The organism is Nonomuraea sp. NPDC050547, assembly GCF_044457345.1.
Taxonomy (GTDB): Bacteria; Actinomycetota; Actinomycetes; order Streptosporangiales; family Streptosporangiaceae; genus Nonomuraea.
On sequence record NZ_JBITGW010000041.1, the window covers coordinates 23,676 to 42,656 of the forward strand.

23 protein-coding genes are annotated in these 18,981 nt (G+C 71.3%); 19 read left to right on the plus strand and 4 right to left on the minus strand.

Features of this window, described 5'->3' with window-relative positions:
- Nucleotides 1–296 precede the first annotated feature (296 nt).
- From ACIBHY_RS53955 to ACIBHY_RS54000, 10 genes are all read left to right on the plus strand, one after another.
- Nucleotides 297–653 (plus strand): hypothetical protein, encoded by a 357-nt coding sequence (locus ACIBHY_RS53955; RefSeq protein ID WP_397310986.1) that lies wholly within the window; start codon nucleotides 297–299, stop codon nucleotides 651–653.
- A gap of 73 nt (nucleotides 654–726) precedes the next feature.
- Nucleotides 727–852 carry a hypothetical protein gene (locus tag ACIBHY_RS53960; protein ID WP_397310988.1) on the plus strand — a complete coding sequence of 42 codons (126 nt, stop codon included), beginning with the start codon at nucleotides 727–729 and terminating at the stop codon, nucleotides 850–852.
- Nucleotides 853–1,172: 320 nt separating this feature from the next.
- Complete coding sequence (locus ACIBHY_RS53965) at nucleotides 1,173–1,874, plus strand: ParA family protein (RefSeq protein ID WP_397310989.1); 702 nt, start codon at nucleotides 1,173–1,175, stop codon at nucleotides 1,872–1,874.
- Nucleotides 1,875–1,893: 19 nt separating this feature from the next.
- Nucleotides 1,894–2,733 (plus strand): hypothetical protein, encoded by an 840-nt coding sequence (locus ACIBHY_RS53970; protein WP_397310990.1) that lies wholly within the window; start codon nucleotides 1,894–1,896, stop codon nucleotides 2,731–2,733.
- 117 nt (nucleotides 2,734–2,850) lie between these two features.
- The gene (locus ACIBHY_RS53975; protein WP_397310992.1) at nucleotides 2,851–3,486 is read left to right on the plus strand and encodes a hypothetical protein; all 636 of its coding nucleotides are present in this window, start codon (nucleotides 2,851–2,853) and stop codon (nucleotides 3,484–3,486) included.
- Nucleotides 3,487–3,975: 489 nt separating this feature from the next.
- Complete coding sequence (locus ACIBHY_RS53980; protein ID WP_397310993.1) at nucleotides 3,976–4,641, plus strand: hypothetical protein; 666 nt, start codon at nucleotides 3,976–3,978, stop codon at nucleotides 4,639–4,641.
- Between the two features lie 136 nt (nucleotides 4,642–4,777).
- Nucleotides 4,778–6,523 carry a DNA cytosine methyltransferase gene (locus tag ACIBHY_RS53985; protein ID WP_397310994.1) on the plus strand — a complete coding sequence of 582 codons (1,746 nt, stop codon included), beginning with the start codon at nucleotides 4,778–4,780 and terminating at the stop codon, nucleotides 6,521–6,523.
- A gap of 479 nt (nucleotides 6,524–7,002) precedes the next feature.
- Nucleotides 7,003–7,164 (plus strand): hypothetical protein, encoded by a 162-nt coding sequence (locus tag ACIBHY_RS53990; protein ID WP_397310995.1) that lies wholly within the window; start codon nucleotides 7,003–7,005, stop codon nucleotides 7,162–7,164.
- Nucleotides 7,165–7,362: 198 nt separating this feature from the next.
- Nucleotides 7,363–7,923, plus strand: coding sequence for a DUF6349 family protein (locus ACIBHY_RS53995; RefSeq protein ID WP_397310996.1), 561 nt, complete (start codon nucleotides 7,363–7,365; stop codon nucleotides 7,921–7,923).
- A gap of 17 nt (nucleotides 7,924–7,940) precedes the next feature.
- Nucleotides 7,941–9,584 carry a DUF4326 domain-containing protein gene (locus tag ACIBHY_RS54000; protein ID WP_397310997.1) on the plus strand — a complete coding sequence of 548 codons (1,644 nt, stop codon included), beginning with the start codon at nucleotides 7,941–7,943 and terminating at the stop codon, nucleotides 9,582–9,584.
- 1 nt (nucleotide 9,585) lies between these two features.
- On the opposite strand, the gene ACIBHY_RS54005 is transcribed toward ACIBHY_RS54000, so the two are convergent.
- Complete coding sequence (locus tag ACIBHY_RS54005) at nucleotides 9,586–10,881, minus strand: tetratricopeptide repeat protein (RefSeq protein ID WP_397310998.1); 1,296 nt, start codon at nucleotides 10,879–10,881, stop codon at nucleotides 9,586–9,588.
- Between the two features lie 254 nt (nucleotides 10,882–11,135).
- On the opposite strand from ACIBHY_RS54005, the gene ACIBHY_RS54010 reads away from it, so the two are divergent.
- The 6 genes from ACIBHY_RS54010 (at nucleotide 11,136) to ACIBHY_RS54035 (ending at nucleotide 15,219) form a co-directional block, all read left to right on the plus strand.
- On the plus strand, nucleotides 11,136–11,966 hold the full coding sequence (locus ACIBHY_RS54010; protein ID WP_397310999.1) for a hypothetical protein: 831 nt from the start codon (nucleotides 11,136–11,138) through the stop codon (nucleotides 11,964–11,966).
- A gap of 153 nt (nucleotides 11,967–12,119) precedes the next feature.
- The gene (locus tag ACIBHY_RS54015) at nucleotides 12,120–12,704 is read left to right on the plus strand and encodes a hypothetical protein (protein ID WP_397311000.1); all 585 of its coding nucleotides are present in this window, start codon (nucleotides 12,120–12,122) and stop codon (nucleotides 12,702–12,704) included.
- A gap of 145 nt (nucleotides 12,705–12,849) precedes the next feature.
- Nucleotides 12,850–14,040 (plus strand): hypothetical protein, encoded by a 1,191-nt coding sequence (locus ACIBHY_RS54020; RefSeq protein ID WP_397311001.1) that lies wholly within the window; start codon nucleotides 12,850–12,852, stop codon nucleotides 14,038–14,040.
- Nucleotides 14,040–14,312, plus strand: a complete 273-nt coding sequence (locus ACIBHY_RS54025; protein ID WP_397311002.1) for a hypothetical protein — start codon at nucleotides 14,040–14,042, stop codon at nucleotides 14,310–14,312. The genes ACIBHY_RS54020 and ACIBHY_RS54025 overlap by 1 nt, the downstream gene beginning before the upstream one ends.
- 320 nt (nucleotides 14,313–14,632) lie before the next feature.
- Nucleotides 14,633–14,974: a DUF6247 family protein gene (locus ACIBHY_RS54030; protein ID WP_397311003.1), complete on the plus strand. Its 342-nt coding sequence runs from the start codon at nucleotides 14,633–14,635 to the stop codon at nucleotides 14,972–14,974.
- The gene (locus ACIBHY_RS54035) at nucleotides 14,971–15,219 is read left to right on the plus strand and encodes a hypothetical protein (protein ID WP_397311004.1); all 249 of its coding nucleotides are present in this window, start codon (nucleotides 14,971–14,973) and stop codon (nucleotides 15,217–15,219) included. The genes ACIBHY_RS54030 and ACIBHY_RS54035 overlap by 4 nt, the downstream gene beginning before the upstream one ends.
- Here ACIBHY_RS54035 and ACIBHY_RS54040 read toward each other — a convergent pair.
- Both ACIBHY_RS54040 and ACIBHY_RS54045 read right to left on the minus strand, forming a co-directional pair.
- Complete coding sequence (locus ACIBHY_RS54040; protein ID WP_397311005.1) at nucleotides 15,216–15,821, minus strand: hypothetical protein; 606 nt, start codon at nucleotides 15,819–15,821, stop codon at nucleotides 15,216–15,218. The genes ACIBHY_RS54035 and ACIBHY_RS54040 overlap by 4 nt on opposite strands.
- 8 nt (nucleotides 15,822–15,829) lie before the next feature.
- Nucleotides 15,830–16,306 carry a hypothetical protein gene (locus ACIBHY_RS54045; RefSeq protein ID WP_397311006.1) on the minus strand — a complete coding sequence of 159 codons (477 nt, stop codon included), beginning with the start codon at nucleotides 16,304–16,306 and terminating at the stop codon, nucleotides 15,830–15,832.
- 240 nt (nucleotides 16,307–16,546) lie between these two features.
- Between ACIBHY_RS54045 and ACIBHY_RS54050 the strand changes: the two genes are divergently transcribed.
- Nucleotides 16,547–17,794, plus strand: coding sequence for a DNA-binding protein (locus tag ACIBHY_RS54050; RefSeq protein ID WP_397311007.1), 1,248 nt, complete (start codon nucleotides 16,547–16,549; stop codon nucleotides 17,792–17,794).
- 177 nt (nucleotides 17,795–17,971) lie between these two features.
- On the opposite strand, the gene ACIBHY_RS54055 is transcribed toward ACIBHY_RS54050, so the two are convergent.
- A complete protein-coding gene (locus ACIBHY_RS54055) occupies nucleotides 17,972–18,124 on the minus strand; it encodes a hypothetical protein (protein ID WP_397311009.1) in 153 nt (50 codons plus the stop codon).
- Between the two features lie 171 nt (nucleotides 18,125–18,295).
- On the opposite strand from ACIBHY_RS54055, the gene ACIBHY_RS54060 reads away from it, so the two are divergent.
- A complete protein-coding gene (locus tag ACIBHY_RS54060) occupies nucleotides 18,296–18,583 on the plus strand; it encodes a hypothetical protein (RefSeq protein ID WP_397311010.1) in 288 nt (95 codons plus the stop codon).
- On the plus strand, nucleotides 18,561–18,981 hold a 421-nt coding region (locus tag ACIBHY_RS54065), incomplete at its 3' end, for a hypothetical protein (protein ID WP_397311011.1). The genes ACIBHY_RS54060 and ACIBHY_RS54065, both read left to right, overlap by 23 nt.

Below are 18,981 nucleotides of genomic sequence, written 5' to 3' on the forward strand. Positions count from 1 at the left end.
GGCGCTATCGCCTGCACCCTCATCGCCACCCTCAGTTCCACCGATCAGGCCATCCATCTGCAGACCTGCACCCAATGCTCCAGCGCTGAACGCTCGAAGTGAAGCGCGGTCCGCACCCCCTCCCCCGCCTGCTGATCGAAAGGACACATCCATGCGCCCCACCCTCGGCAACATCGTCGCGTTCTTCGTCATCTTCGCCCTGGCCAACGTCGGCCTCATCGCGCTGGCCCTGGAAGTCATCAAGTAGCAGCCCATCGCCCTACCGAGACGTGATTACGTACAGAAAGGAGCACCAGGTGATCCTTGATCCAAGCGATTGGCGGGTGGTGCCTGTGGACCACGACCACCCGAGCGGCGCGTGGGCGATCGTGGACGGCGAGGCCGCCGACGTGGGCGAGCCGGATCTCTGCATTGAGGTCCGCGCCGACGCGCAATCCCAGCAGGTGGCTGAGTCCATCCTCAGCGCCGTGTGCTTGGCGGCCGGCGCGCGCAGCGCCCACCAGCAGCGCGCCGCAGCGCTGTTGGCGAAGGCTGGAGCTTCTCGCCAGCAAAGGGATCTCGACCTCGCTCGCGTCCTGACAGCAGAGGCGCGAGCCCACATCGAACTCGCCAAACTCGACCAGGCCCGCCTCACGGAGGAATGCAATGGCTAGGAATCGCGACGTCTACTCCACCGGCGTGCAAGACCAGCTCGCCGCCGCAACGCGTACTGGCGATAAGGACTCTGTGATCAAGACACTGAGGACCGTCCTCGCCGAAGACCCCGAGCTCGGCGAAGCACTGGCGAACAAGGTCTTGCGCGACAGCCTCGCCAAGGGCGCTGGCGGCAATCCCGGCTCGACGAAGCCCTGATGAACGGCAAGCTCTTGACGACTGCTGTGTAGCCGACGCCACACGCACCCCAACGGGCCCCGCGCGCTCAGCGTGCGGGGCCCTTGCGCGTTTCGGTGGTTCGCTGCGAAGCCAGGGTTCGCCAACTCGACGTGCCACGCACCACGAGGCCGGTTCATAGCGGCCGTGCTACTGGTCTGGGACACTCACCCCTGACAGGGTGGAATCACCCGTTGTTGATCTTGAGACCAATTGGTCTCAAGATCAACTTTGTTGGTGCTGCCCTTCTCCTCACTCTTGATCGCAGCAGGCGTCAAGATCACAAACGATCGGAAGCTTCCATGAACGCCACCGCCCAGAGCGGCGCGCTCAGAACTGCCGCTCGCGCAGCTCGCAGCTACCTCATCCCCATCATCAACGGCAAGGGCGGGGTCGGAAAGACCATGCTCACGCTCGGCCTGGCCGCCCACACCGCCAAGGCCAACGGCCGGGCCCTGGTCTGGGACACCGACCCCCAAGGGACCGCACACCAGGTCACGAACGTCCTCGCAGACCCCGGGTACGAGGTCCGCCTTGATACCGACCCTGACCACATCGAGGAAATCCGCAGCCTCCAGGACATCGACACCGTTTTCGCCGACTGTCCCGGCAGCCTCGAAGCGGACAAGATCTTGGCTCGCATCGTCAAGAACGCCACGTTCGTGCTCATCCCCTACGACCACGAGTTCGAGTCGGTGCTCCCCACCATCCGCACCGCCAAGCGCGTAGCTGAGATGGGCGTGCCCTACGCCGCAGTCGTCACCAAGGCCGACCCGCAAGTAGGCGCCCAGCACGTTCTAGAGGCATGGGAGACGCTCGAAGCCGAGAACATCCCGCACTTCAGGTCCTTCGTGCGCAAGTACCGCGCGTGGCCTAACAGCCTCAAGGCCGGGATACCCATCACCCGGTACAACGAGCGCTACGCGCCCAAGCTGCGCGAGGACCTGGCCGCCGTGCATACCGAGCTGCTGTTGAACATCGGCCGCGCCGGCGCTCGCCGTTGAGCCGAAGGGAGCCCCGTACGTGAGTAAGACCACCAAAAGCAAGGGCTTCGACGCACTCCTGGCCATGCGCGAGGAGCTGCCCGACCTCTCCCCCAACTGGGGTGAGGACCCAGAGGAAGCGTCGGCCACTCCCCCGGCGGTTGCCGGGTTTGTGGGACCTGGCCACCTCCCCGCGCCCTACGATGCCGCCGCCGTCGACGGCCCTCTCTCAGACGTCGAGCGCGAGCACCTCGCCCTCTGTGAGGCGGCCTTGGAGAACCTCCGGGTTGCCTACTGGGCTGCAGGAAAGGCGCTGCAAGTCGTCCGGGATGGCCGCCTCTACCGCGAGGATTACGCCACCTTTGACGACTACACCGAGAACGGCTGGGAGATGGGCCGAAGGCACGCGGACCGGCTGATCGAGGCGTGGCCGCTGGCCGAGAAGCTCGCCGCCGCCGGAATCAAGGCGAACGAGTCCCAGGTCCGGGAACTCCTTCCCCTGGCCTCCGAACACGGCCAGGACGCCGCCTTGCTGGTCGGCCAGACCGTCGCTGCAGGCGTCGCAGCCGTCGAAGGGGCTCGGATGACTGCGGCGATGCTCAAGGGCGCTGTAGGCGTCATCCCCCCGGGCCCCTTCGACGCTGAACAGGCAATCGAGCAGATCCGCGCCTACCTGCACGGCGAGCAACACGCCACCCCGGCGCGGACCGCCGACCGGTGGGGGAAGGCCACCGCGGCAGTCCTGGCGATCCGGGAACCCGCGCGCATGAGGCAGTTTGTCGATGAGGCCCGTCAGCGCCCCCAGGAGGCACAGGCATTCATCTCGCAGATGCGCCAACTCGCCGACCTTCTGGAGAAGGCCATCGAGCCGGGAACGTAACCCACTCCCCTAGTTGATCTTGAGACCAATTGGTCTCAAGATCAACTAGGGTTCTATGGCCTCGACAGGCCGCCGCCTGTCGAACGCTGGTTCGACTGTGGCGCTACGCTGGTCTCTGTGTCCCACCCCGACCACCCTGACGAGGGCGCGGCCGTCAGCATCCCGCCGCATGACGCGGGGTGGATGTTGCGGCTGCGGATAGGCCCGGACGGCGCCAAGGAGGCGCTCGTGGCCTGGCGGGAGATGATCGAGGAGGGCTTTCAAGGCGGGTTCAGGGATCGCAAGGAGTGGCTACCACTGCTCGGCCTGGCGCCGATTGAGGGTGTGGACTACACCGATGTGCCCTGGGAGCCCGAGGAGCCCTACCCCAGCGCCGAGAATCCCGCCGTCGCCGAGTCTGGGCCTGAGGGCTGGCCCGAGGAGGTCTTGCCCCCGTCTGCCGAGGGATGGCAGAGCACGGCCGCGGCCTGGCTGCTGGACGGTCTGCCGCCGAACTACCGCGCCCACGAGCAGCTGCGCACCTACCCGCTGGCGCTGGCGGTGATGGCCCGCCATCACCTCGACCAGGCGCTGATTGCCGCCCGCCGCGGCTATGGACGCGTGGCCGTCGACCATCGCGGCCAGCTGGAACCCCACATCATCGAGCAGCTACTGGGCGTCTACCGCATGGAAGGCCGGCGCCTGCAGGCCAGGCAGGGCGCGGTGCACCTCATCGAGCAGGCGCTCCGCCAGGAGACGCCGCGCACGTCGTGAGCCAAGCCGCCGGCCGCGAAGGGGAAAGGGCTGCCCGCCCTGCGGGCCGGTGCGGGGGCGTTGCCCCCAGCTCCCCCACCCCTCGCCGGGGAGGCAGGCTCCGAGATGAGCCGGGCCGGGTGCGCCTGTCAAGGCCCGTAGGTGGTGCCGTCCGGGGTCGTGGTCATCTCGTCTCCTGACCCCAAGGGGCTACCACAGAACCCGGAGGGCCCCCAAGCCCTCGGCGCAAGCGCCGACCCTTCGGGCAAGGGGCTTGGCCGCCCTCCGGAACCTGCGGTAGTGCGAGCATCAGGCGACGAGATGACCACGAGGCCCCCGGACTGGGTGAGAGCGAAACCCCGCCGGGCTGGTCAGAGTGCGGAACAGAAGGTAAAACCCCAGCTCAGACGGCCTGTCGAGGGGTTGCGAAACATCATGACCGGGTAGACTATTGAATAGAAAGGGCGGGCCGGACACCCGCCCAACCACCCGCGAACAGGGGAGAACACCATGGAGAACACCGAGCGCGCGACTCGGGCCGCCGACGCCGTGGCCATCTACGCCCGCACCCACTACACCGGAGCGAGCGCCCAGGACGGCACAGACTTCGAGCTGGTGGCACGCGACCTGATGAGCGATCTGTTTCACGCCCTCGATGCGCGTGGCATCGACGCCGGTGAGGCTGTTGCCGGAGCGTACGGCCGCTACGCCGAGGAGGACGACACCGAGCTGATCCGCCAGATCAACAGCTCGGGCCACCGCGCTCGGGGTGTGCGGTACATCCTGGAGCACCTCGCCGCCCAGCTCACCGCCTACGACAAGGCGGGAGAGGCGGCCAACGACCTGACGAAGCCATACGGCCAACGCGAGAACGCCGACATCGAACTGGTGGAGAAGGCCCACGACGCGGTCAGCGCCGCCGACGACCTCGCGGCCGCGCTCACGGCGCTCATCACCGCCCACGACGACCAGGCCGCGCGCGTCGAGACCCGGCAGCTTCGCGCACTCCTGGTCGAGGAAGTCGAGCGGTTCGCGCTGCGCGAGGCGGCGGCCGCCGAAGTCGAGGACCGAGCGGCGTTCATGGAGTTGAAGAACCACGCCGACGACGCCGCCCGCGACGTGGTGAGGACGGCACGCCGCCTGACCGAGCAACTCGCCTCGGCGCTCGACACCTGACCAGAAGGTAAAACCCCTGCTCGACGCGTGATTCCACGGTTTCACCCGCCAATAAATCGGGTAGACTGTTGAGTAGAAGGGGGCGGGCCGGACACCCGCCCCCGGCACCACCCGCGAAAGATCGAAAGGACACGGCGTGATCCACGACAGCAGCACCATCACTCTCTCCGATTGGTTCTGTGGTGCCGGTGGCTCCAGCCAGGGCGCACACAAGGTGCCCGGCGTGGAGATCGTGTTGGCGGCCAATCACTGGAAGCTCGCTATCAGCAGCCACCGCGCAAACTTCCCCAACACCCGGCACGAAGACGGAGACATCCGCGAGGCCCCGGTGTTCAACTGGCCGGTCACGATGATCCACTGGGCCTCCACCGAGTGCACGAAATGGACAATCGCCAACGGCAAGAAGCAGCACTACAAGACCTCCAGGCAGGAAGGGCTGTTCTCCCGCCCGATGACACCGCAGGAGGAAGAAGAGGAGTTCCTCGCCGAGCAGTCCCGCGCGCTCACCAAGCAGGTAGCCGACTACCTCGAAGGCTGCCACGCCCGAGCCCGCACGCCGCACGACATCCCGCTCGTTGGGGTGATGGAGAACGTGCTCGACGAGTACGACTGGGATGGCTTCCCCGACTTCCGCCAGCGGCTCCACCGCCTCGGCTACAAGACGGCCGTGTTCGGCCTCAACTCGATGCACCTGCGGCCGGTGCGCACGCTCGGTGCGCCGCAGTCGAGGGACCGGCTATACCTCGTCTACTGGCACACCAGCCTCGGTCGGACGCCCGACTTCGCAAAGTGGCTGCGGCCGAAGGCGTACTGCGACACCTGTGACAAGGTCGTGTTGGCCATGGCGGTGTACAAGAACCCCAAGCGGGAGGCGGGCAAGTACCGCTCGCAGTACATCTACCGGTGCCCAAGCACCAGGTGCCGCAACCAGATCGTGAATCCCGAGGTGCTGCCCGCGTTGGCGGCCATCGACCTCAGCTTGCCCACGCGCCGAATTGGGGACGGCAAGCCGGGCAAGGAGTTCCGCCCGTACGCCCCCAACACCGTCGCCCGTGTCACAGCCGGGATGCGCAAGCACTGGCTTGAGCCGTTGTTGGTGCCCACCGGCGGCACCTGGCGCACCGAGGCCACCCCGGTCAGCGCGCCCATGCCGACCCGGACCACCACGGAAAACGACGGCCTGGCCATCCCGCCACTGTTGATCCCCGCCGAAGGCCGAGAGGGCAAGCACGCGGCCCCAGCAACCCAGCCCATGCGGACTCAGACCGCACGGCGCGAAACCGCCGTCGCCTTTCCGCCGCCGTTCTTGACGCTGCTGCGTTCGGGGCGGCCGCGCAACACCGATCCGAGTGTCGACCCGCTGGCCACGATCGTGGCGGACGGCTCCAACCATGCGGTTGTCGAGCCGCCGCCGTTGGTCATCCCGATGCGCGGCGGCGGTGACAAGGAGAAAGCGCGCCTTGCCTCCGATCCCCTGCACACGATCACGGCGGGAGGGAACCACCATTACCTCGCTCAGGCACCGGAGCCACTGTTGATCCCGTACACCCGGACCGGGGTCGCCAGGCCCACGAGCTCGCCGTTCGGGACGTTCACGACGCACGACCGGTTCGGGCTCGCGGCGCTGGACTTGGACGAGGCCCGCGAGCAGGTCGCCGCCATCGACGTCAACGACGTCCGCTTTCGGATGCTGGAGCCTGACGAGATCGCCCGGGGGATGGCGTTCGATGACGGGTACATCGTTCTCGGCGACAAGCGGGCCAAGGTCCGCCAGTACGGCAACGCCGTCACCCCGAACGCCGCCGAGGTGCTGATCTCGGCGCTGGTCGAATGCCTGACGGGCGAGGAACTGCCGCGCGAGCTGGGCGACGTCACTGTCTGAGATCGAGCGCTGATCACTCGGAGGTCTGGCCACCAGGCCGGGCCCCGAGTGATGCTCGAAACCCTAGGCACGACGAAGGCGGCCGATGAACCACCGCGCGGCCGAGGCCGGGCAGCAGTCGGACACACCGGCCGCCACTGGTCCACCCGCGAAAGGTAGGACACGCCCTCAGGGTAGCAACACCCCGGCGACACGAAAGAAAACCCAGCTCAAAGGCGTGATCCACGGTTTCAAGACCGCAATATCGGGTAGACTGTTGATTAGAAGAGTTGAGGAGGTCAGGATGAGGAACCCCGGCGAGGTCGACGAGGAGTTCGACGAGATCGAGGACCCGCACGAGCGCTGCAACGGCATCCACTCTCGGGGCGGCGTCTACGTCGACTGCGACGGCCGCGAGATCTAGACCAGCAGCCCCGCCAGGGGAGCGGGCCGGACACCCGCCCCCTGGCACCACCCGCGAAAGACCGGAAGGACAGCACATGATCAGGACAGAGCAGGTCGAGAAGCTGGTCGCTCTCGCCCGCCAGCACGACACCAGCGCGCCAGGCAGCGCCGCCCGCGCCGAACTGCAGGCGACCCTCACCAAGGAGTTCCGCGCCAGCACCCGGCCTGAGATCAACGCAGCGATCGGACGGCTCTAACCGCGACCCGCGCCCCGCGCCGCGCTCGCCCCTCCACCGGGCTGGCGCCGGCGCGGCCCCGCGGCGCCCGCACGCCGTCGCCGGGGCATCGAGCCCCGGCGCCGCCGGGGTCGCGGCCCTCTCCCGCCGCACTCGAGTACCCCCGCCTCGGCCCGGACAGCCGAGACCACCCGCGAAGCACACCGGAAAGGCACGCCCATGAGCACCTCGGGCAGCAGCATCCCGAACCACCAGGACGACCAGGAGCCGCGCGGCACCCGCGCCAGGCTCGCCGCCTACCAGGCCGCCCCCGACACCGCCCGCCGGGGCATGTGGGCGATCAGCTACGGCCATCCCGCCGACCTCACCGCCGCGTGCCGCCCGACCGTGCTCTCCCGCGTGGTCGACGAGCCAGTCTGGCACCAGCTCCACCGCGGCGTCTGCCTCGGATGCGACTGGGAGGGGCCCGAGCGGCGCCGCAACAACGACGCCACCGAGGACGCGCACGATCACGCCTGGCCGACCTGGCGCAGCCTGCCCGTGGTCAACCCGCCGGCCACCGCCGCCGACTACAGCAAGGTCCTGATGGGGCGCTGGAACGCCCAGGTGACCCAGTCCTACCCTGCCGGCTGGTTCGAGCAGGGCGGGCCGATCCTCATCCGCCGCCCGGAGGGCTACAACACCCGCCACCGGCCCGGCGGCGCGCCGGGCGGCGGCTACGAGCTGGTCATCCAGCAGCCCGAAACCCGCGAGCCGGGCGAACAGCCCGCCCTCTTCTGATCGGGTTCGGACACGTCATGATCTGCGAAGAGGAAGAGCTGAACTTCTACCTCGGCACTCACCGGGAGCGGTGGCTGATCACCGCTCCCGTGGATGTCTCCCTGTTCATCTCACACCGCGTGCTGGCGCGGCGGGCCACCCTGCCCCGCGCCCCCCTCGGCCGTCACTACGCGGTCGACTCCGGAGCCTTCACCGAGCTGGCGCTGTACGGCGAGTTCCGGACGAGCCCGGCGGAGTACGTGCGGGCCCTGGCCCGCTACGACGAGGAGATCGGCGATATCGCGTGGGCGGCGCCTCAGGATTGGATGGTAGAGCCCTTCATGCTCGCCAAGACCGGCCTGAGCGTGGCCGAGCACCAGCGGCGCACAGTCGAGAACTTCGTGACGCTGACCGCGTTGTGGGACGAGCAGGGAGCCCCGGGCGACTGCCCCATCATGCCCGTGATCCAGGGCTGGGACCTTGACGACTACCTGCGGTGCGTCGACCTCTACGAGCAGCACGGCGTACGGCTCGCCGAGGACTACCCCGTGGTCGGGGTCGGGTCGGTCTGCCGCCGCCAGGGCACCGCCGAAATCGGCGCGATCTTCCAGACGCTGGCGCGGCTCGATCTGCCCTTGCACGGGTTCGGGGTGAAGATCTCCGGGCTACGGCAGTACGGCCGGTGGCTCACCTCGGCCGACTCCATGGCCTGGAGCTTCCAGGGCCGCCGCACCCCGACCGCGTGCGGGTCGAGCACCCACAAGAACGAAGCCAACTGTCAGTCCTTCGCGCTGGCGTGGCTAAACCGCGTATGGAAGGCGGCCGCGCGGCCACAGTGGGATCAGCGCGAGCTGTTCGAGGCGGCCGCGCCCGTCGAGGACGCCAGGCCAGCCACGCCGCGCCGGGTACGCGTCGAAGGCGACCTCTACCACGGCCGCGTCCCCGCCGGAGCGGCCTACATCGGCCGGGCCTGCCCGGGGCTGAAGGGCAGCCCGTTCCGCAACCCGTTCGCGGTGAAGACCCACGGCCGCGCCGAGGCGCTGCGCCTCTTCCGGTGCCACCTGGCCGAGCACCCCGAGTTGGTCGCGCAGGCCCGGCGCGAGCTCGCCGAGCTCGACCTTGCGTGCTGGTGCCGCCCGGGGGAGGAATGCCACGGGGACATCTGGCTCGACGTGCTCGCCGAGCCCGCGCCGTACGGCGCGGCCGCCGGCTCCGGGACAATGGGGCTCGTGACGCTGGTGACGTTGGGGGAGTGGGCGGCGAAGGTCGGCCGCGCAGAGACGGCGGTCCGCAACCACCTCGCGGGAGCCCCCGGGTTCCCCGCGCCGAAGGGCACCAGGCCCCGGCAAGGGTCCGGCACGCCGTACGAGGAGTACGAGGAAGCCGAGCTCGACGAGTTCCTGACGGCCTGGCAGGCCGCGCACGCGCCCGCCCGCTACCCGGTGCCCGGAGACCCCGACGAGATGCGCACCCTCGGCGCGATCGCCAAGCTGTTGGGCGTCGACGGCAAGAGCGTCACGCAGTACCGCGCGGCGATCGACGAGCGCGCCGCGCACGAGGACCGGGGCGCGCGCCGCTACTACCGCACCGGTGACGTGGTCGAGGTGCTCAACAGCCGCAAGGGGTTCGGGGTCGCGCTCGACCCCGCCCAAGACCGCCGCCGGCGCGACGTCGGCCGATGACTCACGCCGACGCGATAGCGCGGTTGATCGGCACACGGGTCAGAAACGTCTCCGCACTCGGCAGACTCGCCGCTTTGGCCGACACCGTGGCCCGCGCGCGGTCGAGCCAGTGCCGGGACATGCCGTCACCGACGGCACACAGAACCTGGTGGTGCACGTAGTACACCTCTTCGCTGCGCAGCGCGGGCATCGTTCCGGCCGCCTCCAGCCGGGTTACGGCGAGTGTGCTGGAGCCGAGCGCGTCGTCGACCTCGCCGAGCTGGAGTTCGACGAGCGCCCGCAACGAGAGCGCGCCAACTTCGCTGCGCTGGAAGCCGGTCAGGCGGCACTCCTGCACCGTCTCATCGCACAGCAGGCGCGCTCGCTCCAGGTCGCGCTGGCCAGGCATCGTGAGCACCTCGGCAAGATAGGTGCGCAAGATCGGGGCGATGGAGGCGTGCCCAGCACGCGTCACCCGCTCATACCCGGCGTCGATCATCGGCCGGGCCCGGTCAGGTTGTCCCCACTCCAGGTAGAGCTTGCCGATCAAGCCCTGGTTGTAGCCCTGGTGCGCGCTGAGGTCAGCGTCCGCGCGCAGGACCTGCAACGCGTCCTGGAGCAGCTGATCGGCCTCCTCAAACCGGCCGATGGCGGTGAGCACCTGCCCCAGGTAGTTGGAGATCATCGCGACGTGGTCCCGAGCCCTTGCCGCCTGCAGCCCGGCGAGGGAGCGCCGCAGGCTCTCTTCCGCCTCGCCGAACCGGCCGTTGTCGAAGGCGGCGACGCCGAGGTGGCCGTGCAGCAGCGCGGCCTGCACGCGATACAGCGGCCGGTCTGCGGGCGGGAGGTCGGCCTCGCCGTACTGCTCGGCGACCTCGCGCGCCCTCTCCAAAGTGGCGAGGCCGGCCCCCATGTCGAGGCCGACCAGGTGGTGACCGAGAGCCGACAGCGCCTCCAGACGAGCCAGAGGGCTACCGGACTGCTCTGCGTGCTCAGCCGCCTCGCGCAACCAGGCCACGCCCGCCTGCAGCCCTTCGGCCGCCAGCCGGTAGGCGCCCATACTGACCCCGGCCAGGGCCTGGAGCTCGCGATCACCGGTACGGTCGGCCGACGCACTCGCGGCCGCGGCCAAAGCGCGGATGCTGTCGTCAGGGCCAGTGACCCACCACAGCTCCGTGGCAGTCAGCTGCAGGTGGCTGAGCCTGACCATGAGGGCATCGTCCAGCAGCGGGGCAGCCAAGCCTGCCCGGCAATGGTCGGCCACGTGGCGGTAGTCGCCCCGCTCGTAGGCATCCAGGGCGCGCAGCCAGTCAGTCATCCTGGTCGGTCCTCCTGTGGCAGTCGGGGGATCGAGCCATGGTGCACCACGTCACGGCCGGGATGTGGGGGATCTCCACCTCTCGGAATCAGCCCCAGAGCGGACCGCCCCTCGATCACGACCGACCTATCCACATTCCCAGCAAAATGGCCTGTTTCCCCTGGTCACAGATCCGGCTTGCCCCGCGCGTTACCGCCTCGGGTCCGGAGTGGTTCAGCCACGCTGGAATGTCAGCAGCGATGGAGGGAGACGCCATGCACGGTGAGCACGACGACCCCGAAACCCCCGCCAAGGCCCCGCGGGGACGCCAGCCCTACGGCCCGCCAGCCGAGCCAGATTCGAGCCTGGGAAGCGCCTGCGACGAGGGCGAGCCGGTGGAGCGGTTCGTGTGGGACCACGCCTCACCACCGACCACCCAACCCCCCGACCTCGACGACGAGGGCCAGGGCGCCACATTCGGGCCGCACACCACCCGGTCCTACGCCATGCCGGCACCACCAGACGAGCCAGACGACGACCAGGACGGCGGGCGGGCATGGTACGGGCCGGAACTGCGAGTGGACTGGGCCCTCATCGCGCGCGTTGGCGGTGGGGCGGTCGTGTGCGTGGCACTGGCGCTGTGGGCGGCCTGGCCCAGCGATGAGGCCGAGTCGGCCCATCCTCTCCACACGCCCACCCCGCGCGCGGCCTACACCGAACTGCCCGGCGAGGGCCCTGCCTTCACCTCCCTCTCGCCCGCCGATCTCCCCACGGCGACGCCGGCTGTGGCCGACCGCGACGCCCCCCGCACCCCCTCGCGGAAGAGAGGCAAACAGCGCGAGCGTCACGGCGGCGGACGCCAGCTGTCTGTCGAACCTCAGCGGCCCGCAGTCGAGCGCGCTCCAGCGCGACCACCGCGCAGCCAGACCAGTAAGCCCCGCCGCGGCGGTGGCTCCGACCGGTCAGGCAGGACGAGCGCGGGAGGCGGGACGAGCAGCAACGGCGCGAGCTTCATGGACCGCAAGTGCGACGACATGTTCCCGCCGCACAAGCCCGATTTCGCCGTGCGCAACCGCATGTGCCGCCAGATGTACGGCTCAGGCTGACCAAGAGTCCGGGCAGGTCAACACCATGCCAGGACGCCAGACCAGTAAGCCCCGCCCTACAGCGGCCAGCACGGAACTCCCGCTCTCACCGGCGGGGGGCTCCGCCGGCGTTTGAAGTTTGCAAACTTAACTCTTGCCGCTCAGGATAGATCTATGCCCATCGCAGTGACCCCCGTACAAGCCCGCGTTCCCTTCGGCACCCGGGCCCGGCTGACCGAGCGCCTGTCCGCCGAGAAGGACGCGCGGCGCGCGATCTTGGCCGAGCTCTTCCCCGTCGACCCGGAGGCGCCGGCCGCCGAACGCGCCCGGATCAGTGCCCAGGCCCGCGCGCACCTGCGCGCGCTGCGCCAGCGCGGCGAGCTGTGCGATTCGGTCGACGTGCTGATGACGCACGCGGTCAAGGCCGAGCTGGGGGAGCGGGGGTGGGATCACCCGTGGCCGCCGCCCCCGCCGACCGCGCCGCACTCGGGACGCTGGCCGGGCAGCGTCGACCGCGCGTGGCCGGAGGCGATCCCGATGCGCATCCCGCCCGAGCTCGCCGAACGGCTGCAGGCAGGGTGCGTGCACGTCAGCATGCCCGCGATCGTCGAGATTCGCGCCCTGCGCGACGCCAACCCCGGGCCGATCACGCCCAGGGACGGCGCGATCTACGAGCGGTACCAGGAGCTCGCCGCCGAGGTCATCACCCCTGGTGACGTTCTACGGGCCGCCGTCGACCGCGCACTTGACACCGGCTGAGCGCCGGATAATTCAAGTTTGCAAACTTGAAAAGCACCGGTCAGCGGCCTAAAGCCTGGTTGCGAACTGTCGGTGGCACGGCGTACGGTCCAACCATCAGCACCCCCAAGGGGACCGCGATCCCCGAGAGCCGAACGGAGGCCTTATGGCCGAGCACGAGCCGCAGGAGGCGCCCCCGCCGCCGAAGCCCGTCTACTACCGGCGGTGGTCCGAGGTGCCCTGGGGCCTGGCCAGCCGGAGCCAGCTCGCCGGCGCCGACCTGCCGCGCGAGCCCGCCGGGCCGGTGGTCGGCTACGTGGCGGGGGAGGACTGGCGCGGCAAGGACACCGACATCCCGCTGTATCGCGTCACGGACTGCCCGCCGACCGGGGCCAGTGCCGGTCAGCTCGCGGCCGCCGGGCGGCGCGCGAGCACTACCGTGCGGGTGTGCGCCGACTGCGGCGCCCAGTGCCAACAGGGCCTTGCTCAGCGCGGGCTCCGGCCCCGGTGCGTGGCCTGCAACCACATCGCCCGCCTGATCGCCAAGCAGATCGGACTTCGTCAGGGCCGCGCGGCGCTGGCCGAGTGGGCGGCCGCCCTGCTCGCCGACGAGGCCACGGCGGTGGTCTGGGTCGAGCTGCACGAGGCGCCGCGCACGGCGGCCGGACGAGCGCGGCCGCCGCTGGCCGCCCGGGTCCAGGCGGTCGACGGCAGCGGCCGCCGGTTGCTCGACGTCCTGGTACGGCTGGCTGGGCCGCGCACCTCCGGAGCTCCGGCTGACGCGGTGAGCGCGGCCGAGGGCGCGGCCGCCATGCGGGCAGCGCTCGACGGTCGCCGCCTGATCGGCTGGGATGCCCGCCCACTCGGGGCCGTCGTCGACCGGCTCGCCGCCCTCGGCGAGCCCGTGAAGCTCACGGCGCCGACCGGCCGGGGCGGCGTGTCCGACTACTGGCCCGCCACGGTGAGCGAGCGGGTTGCGCAGTGGCGCGGGGAGCTCGACCCGGTCACGGGCTGGTTGCGCCAGCCCTGGCCGCCGGGGACGGCGGACCGGCTGTGGCTGACGCTGCGGCGCATCGCCGACACCTCGGACGCCTCGGACGCGGGCCGCCCCGGGCTGAGCTTGCCGCCGGATCACCAGGTAGAGCCGGGCGTGCGGGACGAGGTACGGCTGACCATCACCGGGTCCGCCGCCGGAACGGCCGAGGTGCTGGAGACGCTGACCCGCGCTGGCCGGTTGCGGCGCACGGCCGCCACGGTGCCCGCGCGCGAGGAGGGCGAGCGCCACGTGACGTACGTGACCGTCGAAGGCGCGGCGCTCGATCACGACCCGACCAACGCGGCGGAGGTGAGCGTCTGATGGTGCAGCTCCGCCTCATGGGCGACGACGCCGACCGGGTGCGCGAGGTCGCCGCCCTGGTCCTGGCCGCGTTGCGTGGACACCCCGCGCTGCAGCTCGGCGACGCCGCCGAGCTGACCAACCGGCGCGGGCCCGGCGTGCGCGTCGTGTTCGACGTCTCCACCGCGAACGCGGCCGGGCCGTACTGGGTGCACGCCGAGCGGGTCGACCCCGCGGCGACTCCCGCGCGGCAGCGGCCAGCCCGCCGCCCGCCCGCGCTCGGGGCAGGCTGACCCCCAGCACCCGCCGAAGGCCCCGGACGAACCCGCCGAATACGACGTCCGCCCAGCTCCGGGGCCAGGCGGCGGTTACGGTCGCACCTCATGACCGACCCCGACCCCTGCCCGCACGAGGTAGCCGTGCCGCTGGTCGACCAGGCCGAGCGCGCCGTGGTGTGCGTGTGCGGCGCCCGCTGGACCTGCCGCGAGCAGGTACCCGCCGCCGTGGTGCTGCGCATGGATGCCCGCCTCGGTGCCGAGGCATGGGCCCTGACGCCGCCGAGGTCGGGCAGTAGGCTGAAAGCGCACAGACCAGACGATCAGGAGGGCGCCCCGTGTCCGCTCAGCCCGCCGAGCCCCACGGCACCGGGTACGACCCTGACGACATCCTGAGCGTGCTGCCCGAGCAGTACCGCGAGCGCTTCCTGTCCGACTACCGAGCCGCCATGGTCGCGGCCGCGCACGAGACATGGCGCTACCGCGAGCTGCAGCAGACCCTCAAGCGCTGGCACCTGCGCGCGATCATGTACGCGCGCCATGGTCACGACCAGCGCGCCGAGGACGCCCGCACCGGCAGCGGGGGCCCGTGGGTCGAGGCCGACCAGATCGAAACCCCGTTCCCGGGCCTGACGCTCGCCGACGCCCTCGCGCAGCGCGCCGGAGGACCCGCCCAGTGAATTACCGCGTGATCTTCCACGCGTCCGGATCAGCCGCCATCGTCGGCCTGCCCGAGGCCGCCTTCATCGCCCTCATCGAGGCCTTGGCCCGGGTCGGTGAAGACCCGTTCAAGAACTCCACCGCTGGCCAGCGCGACGATCCGGACTACCGCGAGGTGGAGTTCGGAGACCTGGGTCTCGCCGCGTTGTACGTCGACCGGCCGCGCCGTACCGTCTCGGTCTACGAGGTGGTCTGGGCGGGTTAGGCGGTCGCGTCTTCGCGCCGCATGTCGTCGAAGGCGACGATGAGTTGCTTGGCGAGCACGTGGTTGAGGGCGCGGTAGCGGTCCAGCTCGACCATCGCGGATCGGGCCGTGGGCCGTACCGAGCCGCCGGCGGTGGCGTGGTAGACGTCGGCGACGACGGCGTACGGCTCGAAGTCGGCGGCGGTGTAGATGGCCGCGCCGCGCTTGAGGCGCGGGCAGTGCCGCAGCGAGACGGGGATGCACTGCTCGCAGGTGGGCGCGATGTGGGAGATGACCCGCCCGAGTTCGGTGCGGGTGGGCTGGTCGGGGTTGGGCATCAGCCACCAGGTGCGGCCGGTGACGGGGTCCTTCGCCGACAGCCCGCACACCTGGCACAGGCCGTGCCGCATGCACCGGCGCTGGCGGGTGGGGTGGGCCGAGCGCCACTCGACGCCACCGGTCTGCGCGAGGCCCTGACGGGCCCACAGCGCCCCGTACAGCCAGTCCTGCGGGAGCGGGTCGAGGTAGCTCAGCCGGGCCCCCCGCGACCCCTCATGCCAGACGAACCGCAGTCCGTGGGTCACGTGCTCATCGGTCCAGGCGTTCACGTACGGGACCGGCACCGTGTGCGTCACCTCGGGTCGCCCGCCAGCCCGGCCGGGTACCCGGCGCCAGCTCCCCGAGCCGTCGGCCCGGGTCGGTTCCGGCCGGGCTGGCGGTGACGGGACGGCCGCGCCTGCATCCCTCGGGAGCCTTGCGGGCAGGCAAGAGCACCGGCCTCGCGGGCATCACCGGGCCGTGCGAGGACCGGGCGGCTCCCACACAGGGCGCGGCCGTCGTCTGGTCTGGCGGGCGGCGCCGGCAACAGCGCGGCCGCCGTGGGGTCGGCCGGGATGCGCCTCGGGGCCTGGGCCGCCCACCAGATGTCGAGGGTGGCTTCGGCCATGCGCGCGCCCAGCGCGGACAGGGTGGGGGCGTGCACGGTGCGGGTGCGGGCCGGGTCGCCCATGTGGAAGGCCTCGTACCGGGCGTGGTAGGGCAGCCACAGCACGAGCCACGTCCCCGGCCTGGGCCAGGCGGTGACGTACGGCACGGGCAGCGCGCTCACTGCGCGGCCGCCGCTCGGACTGGGCAGCGCCGGGACGGGGGACGGGGGCTCCCCCGTCCCGGCCCTGCCCCCTCCTGCGGAAGGAGCAGCCCGATCCGCCGGAGCCGTGCGGGTGGGGAACGCAGGCGATGATCCGGCGGCGTGACTGTCCATGCGCTGACGGTAGAAGCGAGCGGGGAACGTGGGCAGGGGGCAGACTGGCACACAGGCGGATATCCCCAGTCTGGCCTGGAGTGATGGATGAGCGAGGTACCCCGGTGGTCATCGCGGCTGCGCCGTGAGCGGCTGCGGCCGGACAGGATGTGGAGCCTGGCGCAGATGGCGCGGGAGCTGCGGCGGGCGGCGGGAGTGCGGGTTGCGGTGGCGCACCCGGCGAGTCTGCGCCGTCAGATCGGGGGGTGGGAGCGCGGCGAGCACCTGCCGGACGAGCGTTACCGCATCCTGTACGCGCTGGTGTTCGCCATCCCGGAACGGGAACTGTTCGCCGGGGCCGCTGCGCCGGGCACCGCTCCGGGGCCGGGGGCGGCCGACGACGTGCAGGAGCTGGCCGAGCCGGCGCCCCGGAGCCGCAAGGGTGGCGCCACGGCGGGTGAGGCGGCCGCGCAGGTGCGCGCGGCGAGCGCGCAGATTATCGCGCTGGACACCCGGCTGGGCGCCGGGGACATGCTCGACCTGGTGGTGAGGGCGGCCGAGCGGGCCCACCGCACGGCCCACGCCGAGTTTCCGGGCAACCGTGAGGTGCTGGCGGCCGCGGCCGAGGCTCAGCAGGTGGCCGGGTGGGTGTGCTTCGACGCCGAGCGCCAGGACCTGGCCCGCCGGCTGAGTCTGGAAGCGCTCTTGAGCGCTCGCACCTCGGGTGATCGGTCCATGGAGTACTTCGTGCTGGCCCAGCTGGCCATGCAAGACCTTCACGTGCACCGGCCCGGCGAGGCGGCGCAGATCTGTGAGGCCGCGCTGGAGGGGGCGTCGGGCAGCGTCGGCACCTTGTTCACGATGCGGGCGGCGCGGGCGGCCGCGCAGATGGGGGAGCATGCCCGCGCCCGGGACCTGATCGGCCGCACGCGCAGCCGCTACCTGGACGGCCCACGTTCGGGCGATCCCGCGTGGGCGTGGTGGCTGACCGAGGGGGAGATCTCCTGGCACCATGCCATGCTCTGCGCGGACGCGGGGCAGTGGGGCCGCGCCGGCGAGCACTTCGCCGTGGCCGCCGATGCCGAGCTGGCGTCCGGGTATGACCGGGGCGCCTGCGTAAGCCGGGCGAACCTGCTGTGGGCGTTGGCCCAGGCCCGGGACTGGGCTGAGGCCGAGCGGGTCTTGGTCCGCGAGGTGCTGCCCCGGCGGGGACAGGTGGCCTCCGGCCGTGCCGAGCGCACGCTTGGGGCGGCCGCCCGCCTGCTGGACAAGGCCCCAGGGCGGCCGAGCCTGCGTGAAGCAGCTCGCGCGCTCCTGCCCGCCGCGCCGACGAGTCAAGCGTCCGACCTGCGGTAGCGCTCCAGGTGGCGGCCGGTGGTGTCAGCCTTACCACCGGGTCGTCTTGCCAGTACTGGGACTTGGGCCGATCGTGGAGGCTATGGCCTACCAGCGCGGCGATCAGGTGCGGCTGGATCACCCGAGCATCCGGCGGGACGCTCGGGGCGTGGTGGAGTCGACCGGCGTTGACGGCACTTACACGGTGCGGGTCGGTTCGCGCACCCTGCGCGGGGTCCGCCGCGAGCAGCTGGCCGCCGAGCCGGCGCCGTTCTGGGCCGCGCGCGGGCCGACCCCGAGCAGGCCCGGCCCATTCTGGGCGGCGCCCACCCGTTCGCCAAGCACGGTCACGCTGGTGACTGCGCCCCCGCCGACCCCGCCGCGGCGGGGTCGGGCCGCCGAGCCGGACCCGCCCCCGATCTCTGCCGGGGGCGGGTTCGACGCCATGGGCCGCTGGGCGCAGTCGAGGGGGCGCCGGGTGGCCTCGGGCCGGCGCGGCGAACAGGCCCCGCCGCTGTGGGGGTGAACGCGGGCATGGACGAGGCCGCCGGGCTGGTGCTGGCGCAGTTGTGCCGGGACGCGGCCGCGTGGCTGGAGGCGATGCGCAGGGAACGCGACCAGCTCGCGGCGGCCGGTGAGGATACGGCCTGGATCGAGCGGAGGCTGGCGGAGTGCGAGCCGATCGCCAAGCACCTGGCTGCCGTGCAGACCGACCGCGCGCTCTTCCGGGTGGTGCAGTGGCATGGCGGCGGGCCGCGGGCTGTACCTCGGCCGAGGAGCTGGCCGTTTGACCGGCCGCGACCTCGCTGACGTGCGCCGGGTGCTGATCTGCCTGCAGGCGCACGGGCTGGCCACCGGCCCGGACGCCGACTGGCGCCCCCGCGCGAACCTGCTGCGCCCCGGCCCGCCCCGGCGTAGCGTGACAGGGGTGACCATGCAGGACAAGACGGCGATGTGGGTCGGAGTCGACCCGAACGCCCCCCGTACCGAGCGCGATCATCACGGCGTGCTGGCCAGCGACCGCGAGCCGTTGGGCTGGCACGACGCCCTGTGCGGCGTGCGGGTCGCGCTGTTGCTGCAGCGCCGGAGCGCACAGCCGTACGGCCGCACCTCCGGCGACCCGATGCCCTGGGACATCGCGCTGTCCACGGCCTGCCCGGCCTGCCTGGAGGTTGCCCTCATCGCCGAGCATGGCGAGGCGGCCGCCC